Source organism: Streptomyces sp. NPDC001599, from assembly GCF_042893535.1.
In the GTDB taxonomy this organism is placed as follows: Bacteria; Actinomycetota; Actinomycetes; order Streptomycetales; family Streptomycetaceae; genus Streptomyces.
On sequence record NZ_JBIAVA010000001.1, the window covers coordinates 473,070 to 486,932 of the forward strand.

General features: G+C 73.9%; 13 protein-coding genes. 5 read left to right on the plus strand and 8 right to left on the minus strand.

What is annotated here, in order from left to right; all coding sequences use genetic code 11:
- Positions 1–2: 2 nt before the first annotated feature.
- Positions 3–647 carry a PhzF family phenazine biosynthesis protein gene (locus ACFYZ3_RS02155; protein WP_388513425.1) on the plus strand — a complete coding sequence of 215 codons (645 nt, stop codon included), beginning with the start codon at positions 3–5 and terminating at the stop codon, positions 645–647.
- Between the two features lies 1 nt (position 648).
- On the opposite strand, the gene ACFYZ3_RS02160 is transcribed toward ACFYZ3_RS02155, so the two are convergent.
- Together ACFYZ3_RS02160 and map are read right to left on the minus strand one after the other, a co-directional pair.
- Entirely contained in the window at positions 649–1,296 is a 648-nt protein-coding gene (locus ACFYZ3_RS02160) for a heme oxygenase (biliverdin-producing) (protein WP_388513426.1), read from the minus strand.
- A 136-nt stretch (positions 1,297–1,432) separates the two neighbouring features.
- Positions 1,433–2,290, minus strand: coding sequence for a type I methionyl aminopeptidase (map, locus tag ACFYZ3_RS02165; protein WP_388513428.1), 858 nt, complete (start codon positions 2,288–2,290; stop codon positions 1,433–1,435).
- Between the two features lie 58 nt (positions 2,291–2,348).
- Between map and ACFYZ3_RS02170 the strand changes: the two genes are divergently transcribed.
- Positions 2,349–2,591, plus strand: a complete 243-nt coding sequence (locus ACFYZ3_RS02170) for a hypothetical protein (RefSeq protein ID WP_388513430.1) — start codon at positions 2,349–2,351, stop codon at positions 2,589–2,591.
- On the opposite strand, the gene ACFYZ3_RS02175 is transcribed toward ACFYZ3_RS02170, so the two are convergent.
- Together ACFYZ3_RS02175 and ACFYZ3_RS02180 are read right to left on the minus strand one after the other, a co-directional pair.
- On the minus strand, positions 2,592–3,947 hold the full coding sequence (locus ACFYZ3_RS02175; RefSeq protein ID WP_388513432.1) for an MFS transporter: 1,356 nt from the start codon (positions 3,945–3,947) through the stop codon (positions 2,592–2,594).
- 515 nt (positions 3,948–4,462) lie between these two features.
- The gene (locus tag ACFYZ3_RS02180; RefSeq protein ID WP_361007201.1) at positions 4,463–5,077 is read right to left on the minus strand and encodes a hypothetical protein; all 615 of its coding nucleotides are present in this window, start codon (positions 5,075–5,077) and stop codon (positions 4,463–4,465) included.
- A 131-nt stretch (positions 5,078–5,208) separates the two neighbouring features.
- On the opposite strand from ACFYZ3_RS02180, the gene npdG reads away from it, so the two are divergent.
- Positions 5,209–5,928 (plus strand): NADPH-dependent F420 reductase, encoded by a 720-nt coding sequence (npdG, locus tag ACFYZ3_RS02185; protein ID WP_388513434.1) that lies wholly within the window; start codon positions 5,209–5,211, stop codon positions 5,926–5,928.
- 53 nt (positions 5,929–5,981) lie between these two features.
- Entirely contained in the window at positions 5,982–6,182 is a 201-nt protein-coding gene (locus ACFYZ3_RS02190) for a hypothetical protein (protein ID WP_388513435.1), read from the plus strand.
- 6 nt (positions 6,183–6,188) lie between these two features.
- Here ACFYZ3_RS02190 and ACFYZ3_RS02195 read toward each other — a convergent pair whose 3' ends face one another.
- A complete protein-coding gene (locus tag ACFYZ3_RS02195) occupies positions 6,189–6,986 on the minus strand; it encodes a site-2 protease family protein (RefSeq protein WP_361007207.1) in 798 nt (265 codons plus the stop codon).
- Positions 6,987–7,225: 239 nt separating this feature from the next.
- Here ACFYZ3_RS02195 and ACFYZ3_RS02200 point away from each other — a divergent pair, with 239 nt between their 5' ends.
- Positions 7,226–10,636, plus strand: coding sequence for a BTAD domain-containing putative transcriptional regulator (locus ACFYZ3_RS02200; RefSeq protein WP_388513437.1), 3,411 nt, complete (start codon positions 7,226–7,228; stop codon positions 10,634–10,636).
- A gap of 21 nt (positions 10,637–10,657) precedes the next feature.
- Here the strand turns inward: ACFYZ3_RS02200 and ACFYZ3_RS02205 are convergent, their stop codons facing one another.
- The 3 genes from ACFYZ3_RS02205 to panB all read right to left on the minus strand — a co-directional run bounded on the left by ACFYZ3_RS02205 (position 10,658) and on the right by panB (position 13,706).
- On the minus strand, positions 10,658–11,557 hold the full coding sequence (locus ACFYZ3_RS02205; protein ID WP_388513439.1) for an ABC transporter permease: 900 nt from the start codon (positions 11,555–11,557) through the stop codon (positions 10,658–10,660).
- Positions 11,554–12,585, minus strand: a complete 1,032-nt coding sequence (locus ACFYZ3_RS02210) for an ATP-binding cassette domain-containing protein (protein WP_388513440.1) — start codon at positions 12,583–12,585, stop codon at positions 11,554–11,556. The genes ACFYZ3_RS02205 and ACFYZ3_RS02210 overlap by 4 nt, the downstream gene beginning before the upstream one ends.
- Positions 12,586–12,830: 245 nt before the next feature.
- Positions 12,831–13,706, minus strand: a complete 876-nt coding sequence (panB, locus tag ACFYZ3_RS02215; protein WP_282090264.1) for a 3-methyl-2-oxobutanoate hydroxymethyltransferase — start codon at positions 13,704–13,706, stop codon at positions 12,831–12,833.
- Positions 13,707–13,863: the final 157 nt, after the last annotated feature.

Sequence of the window (13,863 nt, forward strand, 5' to 3'; positions counted from 1 at the left end):
CGGTGACCGACTACGACGTACTGCGCGTCTTCTGCGCGCCGAACGACGGATACGGCAACGAACTGGGCGTCGTCCGGGACGGATCCGTACTGCCGGAGCCCGAGCGGCGGCAGGAGCTGGCCGCGAAACTCGGCTTCAGTGAGACCGTGTTCGTCGACGACCCCGAGCGCGGCGTCGTCGACATCTACACGCCCACCCTGCGCCTGCCCTTCGCCGGGCACCCCTGCGTCGGCACCGCCTGGCTGCTCGACGTGCCCGAACTCGTCACCCGGGCCGGCGTGGTGGGCGCCCGGCTGGACGGCGAGTTCAGCTGGATCGAGGCCCGCCCGGAGTGGGCGCCGCCGCGCACCCTGCGCCAGTACGCCACCGTCGCCGAGGTCGACGACCTCGCGGTGCCGCCGAAGGGGGAGTGGATCTACGCCTGGGCCTGGGAGGACGAGGCGGCGGGACGGGTGCGGGCCCGCGCCTTCCCCGGTCGCGACGACGGCATCGACGAGGACGAGGCGACGGGGGCGGCGGCGCTGCTGCTGACCGGACGCCTCGGCCGCGCCCTCAACATCACCCAGGGGGTCGGCTCCCAGATCCTCACCGCACCGCAGCCCGAGGGCTGGGTCGAGATCGGCGGGCGGGTACGCCTGGAGCGGTGACTCAGGCGGACAGCGGGAACTCCTCGCCCAGGGCCCGGAACACCGCCGTGTTCAGGGCGAAGGCGCGCTTGCACTCGGCGACGACCCGCTGCTTCTCCAGGTCGTCCGCGTGGATGCCGTCCAGCAGCTCGCGGTACTCCCGCTTGAAGGCGGCCGGGTTGGAGATCTCCTCGAAGACGTAGAAGCGGACCCCGTCGCCCTTCCTGGCGAAGCCCCACGTCCGCTCGGCCTTGTCGCGGATGATCTGCCCGCCCGACAGGTCGCCCAGGTAGCGCGTGTAGTGGTGGGCGACGTACCCCGCGGGCCACTCGTCGGCGCACTCGCGCACCCGGGCCGCGTACGCCTCGGTCGCGGGCAGCGCGGTCAGGCCCGCGCGCCAGTCGGCGCCGCGCAGGTGCGCCAGGTCCCGCTCCAGGGAGGCCAGCCGCATCAGCTCCGGCCGGACGAACGGCCCGGCCACCGGGTTCGCCGCCAGCCGTCCGGCGGCGGCCTCCAGGGCTTCGTAGACGAACCACAGCTGCTCGGTGTAGCGCGCGTAGGCGTCGACACCGAGCCGCCCGCCCAGCAGGTCGCTCATGAACGTCGAGGTCTCCGCCTCCACGTGCTGCTCGTGGGAGGCGGTGCGGATGAGCGTCGAGAAGGAGTCCATGAGCATGATTTTCTATGGTTAGGCTTACCTAAGTCAATAGGCTTGCCGACGGGCTGTCGGTAAAAGCGTACCCACCCGGACGCGAAACGGCCCGCCCTCCGAAGGAGAGCGGGCCGTCGAGCGACGTGCGTCGAGGTCAGGGCAGCGTCAGGATCTCCGCGCCCGAGTCCGTCACCACCAGGGTGTGCTCGAACTGCGCGGTCCGCCTGCGGTCCTTCGTCACGACCGTCCAGCCGTCGTCCCACATGTCGTACTCGTGGGTGCCGAGCGTCAGCATCGGTTCGATCGTGAAGGTCATCCCGGGCTGGATGACGGTCGTCGCGTGCGGGCTGTCGTAGTGCGGGACGATGAGCCCCGAGTGGAACGACGAGTTGATGCCGTGGCCGGTGAAGTCCCGCACCACCCCGTACCCGAACCGCTTCGCGTACGACTCGATGACCCGGCCGATGATGTTGATCTGGCGGCCCGGCTTGACCGCCTTGATCGCGCGGGCCAGCGACTCCCGGGTCCGCTCGACCAGCAGCCGGCTCTCCTCGTCCACGTCGCCGACCAGGTAGGTCGCGTTGTTGTCGCCGTGCACCCCGCCGATGTACGCCGTCACGTCGAGGTTCACGATGTCGCCGTCGCGCAGCACCGTGGAGTCGGGGATGCCGTGGCAGATGACCTCGTTGACCGAGCTGCACAGGGACTTGGGGTAGCCCCGGTAGCCGAGCGTCGAGGGGTAGGCGCCGTGGTCGCACATGTACTCGTGCGCCACCCGGTCCAGCTCGTCCGTCGTCACGCCGGGCGCGATGTGCTTCGCGGCCTCCTCCATCGCCCGCGCCGCGATCCGCCCGGCCACGCGCATCGCCTCGATGGTCTCGGGCGTCTGCACCTCCGGTCCGGTGTACGGCGTCGGCGCGGGTTTGCCGACGTACTCGGGCCGGCGGATGTTTCCGGGCACGGAACGGGTGGGGGAAATCTCCCCTGGGACGAGCAGCGACTGGCCAGACATGCAGCGAGTCTAACCAGCACGCATGGGGGAACATGTCGGTGGCGAGAGGAGCTGTCCCATGGCCCTGTTCAAGAAGCGCACGGTCGGCAAACCGGGCGAGTGGTTCTACTGCCTGGAGCACCAGAAGGTCGAGGAGGGCCCGGACTGCCCGGGCAAGGACCGCTTCGGACCGTATGCCACCCGGGCCGAGGCCGAACACGCGATGCAGACCGCACGCGAGCGCAACCTCCAGTGGGAGAACGACCCCAGGTGGCACGACGCGTCCGCCCCGGGAAGCGCCGACGGCGACCGGGACGACTGATCAGCCGCTCGCGGCGTCGGCTGCGCGCTTCTCGCGCAGCCGCACCGCGTGCTCGTTCGTCCGCGCGTCGTACGTCATCATCGTCGGCAGGCACAGCGCCAGCACCCCCACCGCGCCCGCGCACAGCAGTCCGCCCGACCACACCGACGCCCGCACCCCGACCAGCGCGGCCGTGCCGCCCGCCCGGACCTGGCCGAGCTGCGGACCCACCGAGTACGACAGCAGCTCGATCCCGGCGAGCCGGCCGCGCAGCTCGTCCGGGATGGTCTGGTTCCACATCGCGCTCCGGAAGACGCCGCTGACCATGTCGCAGGCACCGGCGAGCACGAAGCACAGCAGTACCAGCCACACGTTCCCGGCGAAGCCGGCGGCGGCGATCGCCACGCCCCACCCGGCCGCCGCGAGCACCACCATCCGCCCGTGCCGGTGCACCCGCGACGTCCACCCGCTGCTCACGCTCACCAGCAGCGAGCCCGCCGGAATCGCCGCGTACATCAGTCCGAGCGACCACTCGGCGTCCAACTCGTCGGCCAGGAACGGCAGCACCGCGAGCGGCATCGCCAGGAGCATCGCCGCGACGTCGACCGCGTAGGTGCCCAGCAGCTCCTTGCGGCTCCACGCGTACCGGGCGCCCTCGGCGATCGCCGCCCACGACGGTCTGCCCGCCTCGTGCGAGGCGGGCGAGGAGGCGAGCCCCGCCACCAGGGCCACCGAGGCGGCGAAGGTGACCAGGTCCACCGCGTACGCCCAGCCGAGCCCCGCGTACGCCACCACCACGCCGGCCAGCGCCGGTCCGGCGATCCCGCCGACCTGCCAGCGCAGCGCGTTCAGCGAGGCGGCGGCCGGCAGGTGCTCGTGGGCCACGATCCGCGGGATCAGCGAGTCCAGGGCCGGGCGCTGCACCGCGCCCAGCGCCGAGGTGAACGCGGCGATCACGTACAGCGGCCACACGGCCGGGCTCGGCAGCAGCGCGTTGACCAGCAGCGCCGCGCACAGCACGCCCTGACCGGCCTCCGTCCACAGGATCAGCCGCCGCTTGTCCCAGGCGTCGGCCAGCGCACCGCCGTACAGCCCGAACACCACCAGCGGCACCAGCTCCACGGCACCGATCGCGCCCACCGCCGCGGCCGAGTCCGTCAGCTCCTTGATCTGCACCGGCAGCGCGACGAAGGTCAGGAAGCTGCCGAAGTTGGTGATCAGCCCCGAGACCCACAACCGCCGGAAGTCCCGGGAGGCCCGCCAGGGGGACAGATCGGGCAGCAGGGCCCGCAGGCCGGTGGGCGGGTCGACAGGCGCGTCGACGGCCGATTGGGCGGGCCTGTCGGCGGGCGCGTCGGCGGGGGAGGTGTCGGTCACGAGGGGTCATCGTCCGGCGGCGGGACGAGCGCGGGCAACAGGTTTTCCCGGCGGCCGCCGGTTCGGGCCGGGGTGGGGCCCGGCGGGGCGGCGATGGTCGTCGGCCGGACGGCCGCGGTCGTCGGTCGGGTCGGGTGGTCGTCGGTCGAGTGGTGGTGGTCGTTGTTCGGGCCGGGGTGGGGCCCGGCGGGGCTGCGATGGTCATTGGCCGGGCGGCCGCGGTCGCCGGGTCGGGCCGGGGCGGCCGTCGGTCGGGTGGCGGTGGTCATCGGTTGGGCCGGGGTGGCTGGCGGTTGGGTGGTGGTCGTCGGTCGGGTGGCGGTGGTCGTTGTTCGGGCCGGGGTGGATCCCGGCGGGGCTGCGATGGTCATTGGCCGGACGGCCGCCGTCGCCGGGTCGGGCCGGGGCGGCCGTCGGTCGGGCCGGGGCGGCCGGCGGTTGGGCGGCGGTGGCCGTCGGTCAGGCCGTGGCTGGCGCCCGGCGGGCCGCGGCTGTCGTCGGTCGGGCCGCGGTCGTCACCAGCCGGACGGTGGCGGGGCCGTCAGGTGGTCGGCGAGGCGGGAGAGGCGGTCGCGGAAGCGGCGGCGGCTCCGGGGCGGCGGCACCGCGTTCTCCCCGGCCGACGCGCTGACCAGGTGCTGCACGGTGTCCAGGTCCAGCTCGGCTCCGTCGGGGACGGACAGCGTCTCGTGCGCCATCGCCGTCAGCTCCCGCTCGCCCGGTGCGCGGTCGGTGCCCAGCGCCAGCACCGTCGCACCGGCCCGGCGGGCGTCGTGCACCCGCTCCAGGAGCCGGGCACCGGGGTCCTCGGGCGTGACCACCAGCAGCGTCTCCCCGCGCCGGGCCGCCGCCAGCCGCCCGAGGCCGACCGCGAGATGCGCCGGGTCCGAGGGGCGCGCGCCGTGCCGGACCAGCGTCGGAGCCAGCTCCGGCGTCCCCGACCAGGCGGCCTCGTCCACCAGGTGCGCCGCCAGGTGCCAGGGCTCGTACTCGGGGGTGCCCACCAGCAGCAGACCGCCCCCGTGCGGCACCACCGACCCCCGCAGTGCCCCCGCGAACCGCCGGGTGGCCCCCAGCCACTCGGTCCCGGCGAGCACTTCCCGCAGCAGCGCGACCCGTACGGCGTCCATGCGGCCGCATCCTGCCGCAACCCCCCGCACGCGGTCCGGCGTTCGCCCCGGATTCACCCGGCCCGGGGACCGCCGCCCGGCGGGCGGGACCCGTACCCCTGGGCTGGCCGTCGCGGACGTAGGGTCGGCCCATGACCTCTACCGACAGTGCTGCACACAACGCCCCCGCCAAGGCACCGGCCAAGGACCCCTGGGACCTGCCCGACGTCTCCGGGCTGGTCGTCGGCGTGCTCGGCGGCACCGGCCCGCAGGGCAAGGGCCTCGCGTACCGCCTCGCCAAGGCCGGCCAGAAGGTGATCGTCGGCTCCCGCGCCGCCGAGCGCGCCGTTGCCGCCGCCGAGGAGATCGGGCACGGCGTCGAGGGCGCCGACAACGCCGAGACCGCGCGCCGCAGCGACGTCGTGATCGTCGCCGTACCGTGGGACGGCCACGGCAAGACCCTCGAATCCCTGCGCGGGGAACTGTCCGGCAAGCTCGTCGTCGACTGCGTCAACCCGCTCGGCTTCGACAAGAAGGGCGCCTACGCCCTCAAGCCCGAGGAGGGCAGCGCCGCCGAACAGGCCGCCGCCCTGCTGCCGGACAGCCGGGTCGCCGCCGCCTTCCACCACCTCTCGGCGGTCCTCCTCCAGGACCCGGAGATCGACGAGATCGACACCGACGTGATGGTGCTCGGCGAGGAGCGCGCGGACGTGGAGATCGTGCAGGCCCTCGCGGGCCGCATCCCCGGCATGCGCGGCGTCTTCGCCGGACGGCTCCGCAACGCCCACCAGGTCGAGTCGCTGGTCGCCAACCTGATCTCGGTCAACCGCCGCTACAAGGCACACGCCGGGCTCCGCGTCACGGACGTATGAGGCGATGGGGGACACTGGTCGGTACCAGTGTCCCCCCGACAGGAGCCGTTCCCATGCCCCGCCTCGCCCTCTACGCCCTGGTCGTCTGCGTACTCGCCGTGGCCGCCGCCGTCGTCTCCTTCGTGCGGGGCAGCATCGTGATCGGCGTCGTGTGGGTGCTGCTGTCGGGGCTGTCGTCGAACATGTGCTGGTACTACGCCAAGCGCGGCCGGGACGCCCGCCGCGCCGCGTCCTCCACGTCCGTCACCGGCTGAGCGGCCTCAGCCGCCCGGCGTGCACAGCGGGTCGGTCTGCCAGAAGCGGTACAGCTCGAAGCCGCAGTACGTGTCGACCTCGCCGATCCCCAGGCCCCGCAGCAGCGCGTCGATCGCGTCGAAGAACGCGCCGTTGAGCGCCGGGATCCACAGCAGCGCGAACACGATCAGCAGCCCGAACGGCGCGAGCGGCTCCACCTGCCGCCGCACGTTGTACGACAGCCAGGGCTCGATCACGCCGTAGCCGTCCAGGCCCGGCACCGGCAGGAAGTTCAGGATCGCGGCCGTGACCTGGAGCAGCGCGAGGAACGCCAGCGCCAGCCGGAAGTCGCGCGGCACGCCGTCCAGCGCGTCCAGCCAGAACGGCGCCGTGCACACGACGGCGAACAGCACGTTCGTCAGCGGGCCCGCCGCCGAGATCAGACTGTGCCGCCAGCGCCCCCGGATCCGCCCGCGCTCGATGAAGACGGCGCCGCCGGGCAGCCCGATCCCGCCCATGATCACGAAGAGGACGGGGAGCACGATGCTCAGCAGGGCATGGGTGTACTTCACGGGGTTGAGCGTGAGGTAGCCTTTCGCGCCGACCGAGATGTCGCCGCTGTGCAGCGCGGTGCGGGCGTGCGCGTACTCGTGCAGGCACAGCGAGACGACCCACGCGGCCGTGACGAAGAGGAACACGGCGAGACCCGGCTGCTCGGCGAAGCCGGTCCAGGTGGCCCAGCCCGTGACCGCGGCGACGGCGACGATCCCGAGGAAGACGGGGCTGATCCTCCGGTCGCTGGGGCGGGCGGTGGCGGTGGACATGGAACTCCCTGACTGTCGGGCACGCGTGACGGCACCCGCGGGGTGCGGGACTGCCCGACCGTACCGGGCGCACGGGGAGAACGTCTCGTGCGGGGCGGACGGTTCCGCGCCGGGGCCGGGGCCGGGGCCGGGGCCGGGGCCGGGGACGGGGACGGGGCCGGGGCCGGGGACGGGGACCGGGACGGGGACGGGTACGGGGAGGGCGGCGGCGGCCGGGCACGCCGTGCGGACAAAACCCCGTGACCGGCTCCGACGGCAGCGGGGACAATGGTCCCGTGCGCTATCGCATCCTCGGCACCACACAGGTACTCCGTCCCGACGGCACGGCCGTCCCGCTCGGCGGGGCGCGGCTGCGCGCCCTGCTGACCGTGCTCGCCCTCCGGACCGGCCGCGCCGTCCCCGCGGGGCTGCTGGTGGAGGAGGTCTGGGGCGGGGACCCGCCCGCCGACGCGACGGGCGCCCTCCAGGCGCTGGTCGGGCGGCTGCGCCGGGCGCTGGGCGCCGAGTCGGTCGCCTCGGCCGACGGCGGTTACCGGCTCGCCGCCGCCCCCGACGACGTCGACCTGCACCGCTTCGACCGGCTCGCCGGTGAGGGCACCCGCGCCCTCGCCGACGGCGACCCCGCCAAGGCGGCCGTCGTGCTCGACGACGCGCTCGCGCTGTGGCGCGGGCCCGTCCTCGCCGACCTGCCCGACCGCACCGCCGAGGCGGCCCGCTGGGAGACCCGGCACTTCGACGTCCTGCGCGCCCGCCACACCGCCGCCCTGGACCTCGGGCAGGCCGAGCAGGCCCTGCCCGAGCTGACCGCCCTGTGCGACGGCCACCCCCTGGACGAGCCCCTCCAGGCGCTGCGGCTGCGCGCCCTGCGCGACACCGGCCGCACCGCCGAGGCACTGGCCGCCTACGAGGCCGTACGCCGCCTCCTCGCCGACCGCCTCGGCACCGACCCGGGACCCGAGCTGCGGGCCCTGCACGGCGGGTTGCTGGCGCCCGCGGACCCGGCGAGGCCCGTGGCCGCCGATGCCCCGCCGGGGCGCCGGAAGCCCGGGACGCCCGGGTCGGCCGGGGCGTCCGAGTCCGCCGAAGCACCCCGCACACCCGCCGCCGGCTCCCGTCCCCGCGGCAACCTGCGGGCCCGGCTCACCTCCTTCGTCGGCCGGGACGGTGACGTGGAGACGCTGCGTGCCGATCTGGCGACCACCCGGCTCGTCACCCTGCTCGGGCCCGGCGGCGCCGGGAAGACCCGGCTGTCGCAGGAGGCCGCCGAAGGGGCGGGGGACGCGGCCCCCGACGGGGTGTGGCTGGCCGAGCTGGCCCCCGTGGACGACCCCGCCGACGTACCGGAGGCCGTCCTGACCGCCGTCGGCGCCCGCGAGACCGTGCTCTACCGCGCCGGTGCCGAGGAGATGCGGGCCGCCACCGCCTCCGAGGGGCAGGACACCGCCGTCGAGCGGCTCGTCGAGCACTGCGGCCGGCGCCGCATGCTGATCGTCCTCGACAACTGCGAGCACGTCGTCGACGCCGCCGCCCGCCTCACCGAGGAACTCCTCGCCCGCTGCCCCCACCTGACCGTCCTCGCCACCAGCCGCGAACCCCTCGGCGTACCGGGGGAGTCGCTGCGCCCCGTGGAGCCGCTGCCCGAGCCCGCCGCGCTGCGGCTGCTCGCCGACCGGGGCGCCGCCGCCCGCCCCGGTTTCCGCGTCGACGCGGACGAGGAGACCGCCGCCGCCTGCGCCGAGATCTGCCGCCGCCTCGACGGCCTCCCGCTGGCCATCGAACTGGCCGCCGCCCGGCTGCGGATGCTCACCCCGCGCCAGATCGCCGAGCGGCTCGACGACCGCTTCCGCCTGCTCACCTCCGGCAGCCGTACCGTCCTGCCCCGCCAGCAGACACTGCGCGCGGTCGTCGACTGGTCCTGGGACCTGCTCGACGCGGACGAACGCGACGTGCTGGGGCGGCTGTCCGTCTTCGCGGGCGGCTGCGACCTCGCCGCCGCCGAGGCCGTGTGCGGACCCGCCGCACTGGACGCCCTCGGCTCCCTCGTCGACAAGTCCCTCGTCGTGGCCGCACCGGTGACCGACCGCCTGACCGGGGACGGCATGCGCTACCGGCTCCTGGAGACCGTCGCCGAATACGCGGGCGAGCGCCTCGACGAGACCGGCGGACGCGCCGCCGCGGCCCGCGCCCACCTGACGTACTACCGCGAACTCGCCCGCACCACCGACCCGTTGCTGCGCGGTCCGCAGCAGCTCGCCGCCATCGAGCGGCTGGAGCGCGAGTACGAGAACCTGCGCACCGCCCTGCGCCACGCCGTAGCCGAGCGCGACGAGCAGGAGGCGCTGTGCCTGGCGCTGTCGCTGGTCTGGTACTGGCAGATGCGCGACCTGCGGGTGGAGGCCCGGAACTGGTTCGTCGAGGTGATGGCACTCGGCCCGGACCCCTTCGCCGAACCGGGCACCCCCGCCCGGCCGGTGTGGGAGCGGTGCACGTCCGCCCCGCCGCCGATGACCGGCGAGGTCCTCGCCGAGGCCCGGCGCGGGGTGCACCTGGCCCATCTGGCCTGCATGGACACGGAGCTGGACGCGTGGCAGAACCCGGCGGCCCAGCGCAAGCTGCGCATCATCGCGGACACCTACGAGCCGGGGATGCCGCAGACCTGTTCCAGCCCCGGCCTGCTCTGGTTCTACTCCGTGATGCTCACCGGCGACATGGACCGGCTGCGCGAGATCATGGACGCCACCCTGCGCACCTGCCGCGAGACCCCGGGCTACGAGTGGGAGCTGGCCGGGGGCCTGCAGATGCGCGCCCAGATGCTCGCCAACCGCACCGACTGGGCGGGCGACGCGGTCCGCGACGCAGACGAATCGCTGGAGATCTACCACCGGCTCGGCGACGCCTGGGGCATGGCCGAGGCACTCTCCGGGCGGGCCGAGGCCCGCGAGCGCGTCGGCGACTACCGGCGCGCCGCCGCCGACTACCGGGCCGCCGCCGAGCACGCCGTGCGGCTCGGTGCCCACGCCCAGGTGGACATCCTCGACGCCCGCCTCGGCAGCGTGCTCCTGGAGGCGGGCGACACGGAGCGCGGCGAGCGGGTGCTGCGCGGGGTGATCGACCGCACGGCCGGGACGGGCCACAACGGCGCGATGCCCGCCGCCCGGCTGTTCCTCGCCGGACACCTGGGCATGACCGGGCGTACGGCCGAGGCGGGCGAGCAACTGCGGCTGCTGCGCGAGGAGTTCTCCATCGCGCACTTCGTGGTCTTCGACGCCTTCATCCTCGCCGCCGAGGCCTGGCTCGCCACGCTGGAGGACCGGCACGAGGAGTGCCTGACCGGGATCCGCAAGTCGCTGGCACGGGCCGAGGACCCGCTGTCCGCGGCCATCGCCCCGCACATGCGCTCCGCCTACCTGACCATCGCCGCGATGGCCCTGGCCCGCCTGGACGGGGGCGGCCGGGCCGCGGACGGCGCCCGGTGCCTGGGCGCCGCCGAGGCGATGCTCCCGCCGGGGCACGTGTCGACGGGCATGGAGCGGGACGCGCGCGGGCGGGCCGTCGAACGCGTCCGCGGGGTGCTCGGCACCGAGGCGTACGACGCCGCGTACGCCGAGGGCGGCCGGCTCTCCCCTCAGGAGGCCGTCGCCCTCGTCTGACGCCTGCCGCACGGGCGCGGATCAGGTCTTCGTACGGAACTTGTGGATGGCGATCGGTGCCATCACCGCGGTGATCGCGGCCGCCCAGCCGAGCGTGATCCACAGGTCGTGCGCGACCGGGCCGCCCACCATCAGCCCGCGGGCCGCGTCGGCGAGCGTGGACAGCGGGTTGTAGTCGGTGAAGGACTGGAGCCAGCCCGGCATCGACTGCGTCGGCGCGAAGATCGAGGAGCCGAACTGGAGCGGGAACAGCACCATGAAGCCCATCGCCTGCACCGACTGCGCGTTCTTCAGGACCACGCCCAGGGTGAGGAACACCCACATGATCGAGGAGGCGAACACCGCCGACAGGCCCACCGCCGCGAACAGCCCGGCCCAGTGGTCGATGTCGAAGCCGACCAGAACCGCGACGATCATCAGCACCGTGGTGGCGAACAGCATCCGGGCCATCTCGACCGCGATCTTCGCGAAGAGCACCGAGCCGCGCCCGATCGGCAGCGACCGGAAGCGGTCCATGACACCGGAGTTGAAGTCCTGGCTGAAGCCGGTGCCGACGCCCTGGGACAGGGTCATGCTCATCATCGCGATCATGCCGGGGATGACGTACTGCACATAGCCGTCCTGCCCGCCGCCCAGGGCCTGGCCGATCGAGCCGCCGAAGACGTACACGAACAGCAGGGTGAAGACGATCGGCATCAGCAGCGCGTCGAACATCGACTCCGGGTCCTGCCGGATCCACAGCAGGTTGCGGCGGACCAGGGCGCCGGTGTGCCGCACGTGCGCGCGCAGCGAGATGCGCGCGTCCGGAGCGAGCGCGGCGGTGGCGGCTGGAGTGGTGGTGGCGGCTGGAGCGGTGGTGATCGAAGGGGCGGCGCGAAGCGCCTCGGGCGGGGTGGCGGTGGGAGACGGGCGGGCGCTCATGCGGCGACCTCCTCGCGGGTGTCGTCGGTGGCGGGGGCGGGGTCCTGCGGGGCACTGGCGCGGTGGCCGGTGAGGGACAGGAAGACCTCGTCCAGGCTGGGGAGTTCGGTGGTGACGGCGGAGACGGTGATGCCGCGCGCGGTGACCGCGCCGACCACGGCCGTCAGCTGCTCGTCGCTGAGGATCGGCACCAGCACGGCACCGCGCTCGGCGTCCACCGTGGAGCTGGCGAGCCCGGTGATGCCCAGCTCGTCCAGGTAGGCGGCGAGCGGGCGCAGTTGCAGCGGGTCGGCCGGGCGGACGCGCAGGGTGCGGCCGCCGACCTTGGCCTTCAGCTCCTCGATGCCGCCGTTCGCGATGACCTTGCCGCGGTCGACGACGGTCAGCTCGGAGGCGAGCTGCTCGGCCTCCTCCATGTACTGGGTGGTGAGCAGCACGGTGACGCCGTCGCCGACCATGCGCTTGACCTCGTCCCACACCTCGTTGCGGGTGCGCGGGTCCAGGCCGGTGGTGGGCTCGTCCAGGAACAGCACGGCCGGGTGCCCGATCATGGAGGCGGCCAGGTCGAGCCGGCGCCGCATGCCGCCGGAGTAGGTGGACGCGGGCCGCTTGCCGGCCTCGGTGAGCGAGAACCGCTCGAGCAGCTCGTCGGCGCGGGCGCGCGCGTCCCGGCGGGACAGGTCGAGCAGCCGGCCGATCATGTAGAGGTTCTCCCAGCCGGGGAGCTTCTCGTCCACGGAGGCGTACTGCCCGGTCAGCCCTATGACGCGGCGCAGCTGCCGCGGCTGCCGTACGACGTCGTACCCGACGACGTGCGCCTGGCCCGAGTCGGGGGTGATGAGGGTGGACAGGATGCGTACGAGGGTGGTCTTGCCGGCGCCGTTCGGACCGAGCACGCCCATCACGGTGCCCTCGCGCACGTCCAGGTCGACGCCGTCCAGCGCCTTGGTCTCGCCGTAGTGCTTGACCAGCCCCCGCACGGTGACCGCGCTGTCCGCGGCCCGGGGGATGTCGTCGATTCGCTTCATGCCCCAGACGATGGCAGGGGCCACCGACAAACCGCCGACAGTCCGCCGACAGCCCCGATATCCCACCGACAACCACCGCAACCATCAATTGAGCAACCACTACGGTGAGCAACCAGGTCCGCGAGAGCGGCGCCGGTTTAGGCGCAAAGAGGGGCCCCGCCGACGGGGGAAGATCGGCGGGGCCGGTGGCCGTACCGCGATGGCCTACTGGTGGACGGAGCTGGTGGGCGGGATGGTGGACGGAGCTAGTGGACCGAGTGCTCGTCCGCGGGGAAGGTGCCGCCGACGACGTCCTCGGCGTACGCCTTCGCCGCGTCGCCCATGACCTTGCGCAGGTCGGCGTACTGCTTGACGAACTTCGGCACCCGCCCGCCGGTCAGCCCGAGCATGTCGGTCCACACCAGCACCTGGGCGTCGGTGTCCGGGCCCGCGCCGATCCCGACCGTCGGGATGTGCAGCGTCCGGGTCACCTCGGCCGCCAGCTCGGCCGGCACCAGCTCCAGGACGACCGCGAAGGCGCCCGCGTCCTGGACCGCCTTGGCGTCGCGCAGCAGCTGCTGGGCCGCCTCCTCGCCGCGGCCCTGCACCCGGTAGCCCATGGAGTTGACGGACTGCGGGGTGAGGCCGATGTGCGCCATCACCGGGATGCCGGACTCCACCAGCAGCTCGATCTGCCGGTGCGAGCGCTCGCCGCCCTCCAGCTTGACCGCGCCGACCCCGGCCTCCTTGACCAGCCGGGTCGCCGAGCGCAGCGCCTGCACCGGGCCCTCCTGGTAGGAGCCGAAGGGCAGGTCGCCCACGATCAGGGCGCGGCTGGTGCCCCGTACGACCGCGGCCGAGAGCATCGTCATCTCGTCCAGGGTGACGGGCACGGTGGTCTCGTAGCCGAGGTGGCAGTTGCCCGCGGAGTCGCCGACGAGCATCACCGGGATGCCGGACTCGTCGAAGACGGACGCGGTCATCGCGTCGTACGCGGTGAGCATGGGCCACTTCTCGCCGCGCTCCTTGGCGGCGGTGATGTCCCGGACGGTGATACGGCGGTTGATCTTGCCCCCGTACAGCGCCCTGCTCCCGTCGGCGGGGGTGCGCTGCGGCGTCTGGGCAGCCGAAAGCTGCGTCATGGCAACGGCTCCTTCACGTCATCTCGAGGCGCCCTGACGGCGTCCCCGGATCCCTTCCATGGTGGCACTTGTGGCGCCCCGACGGCTAGGGGACCCCGGTCACGTACCCGCCAGGGGGCAGAGTACGGCCCATGGGGTCAAATGTGCCCGTTCTGTC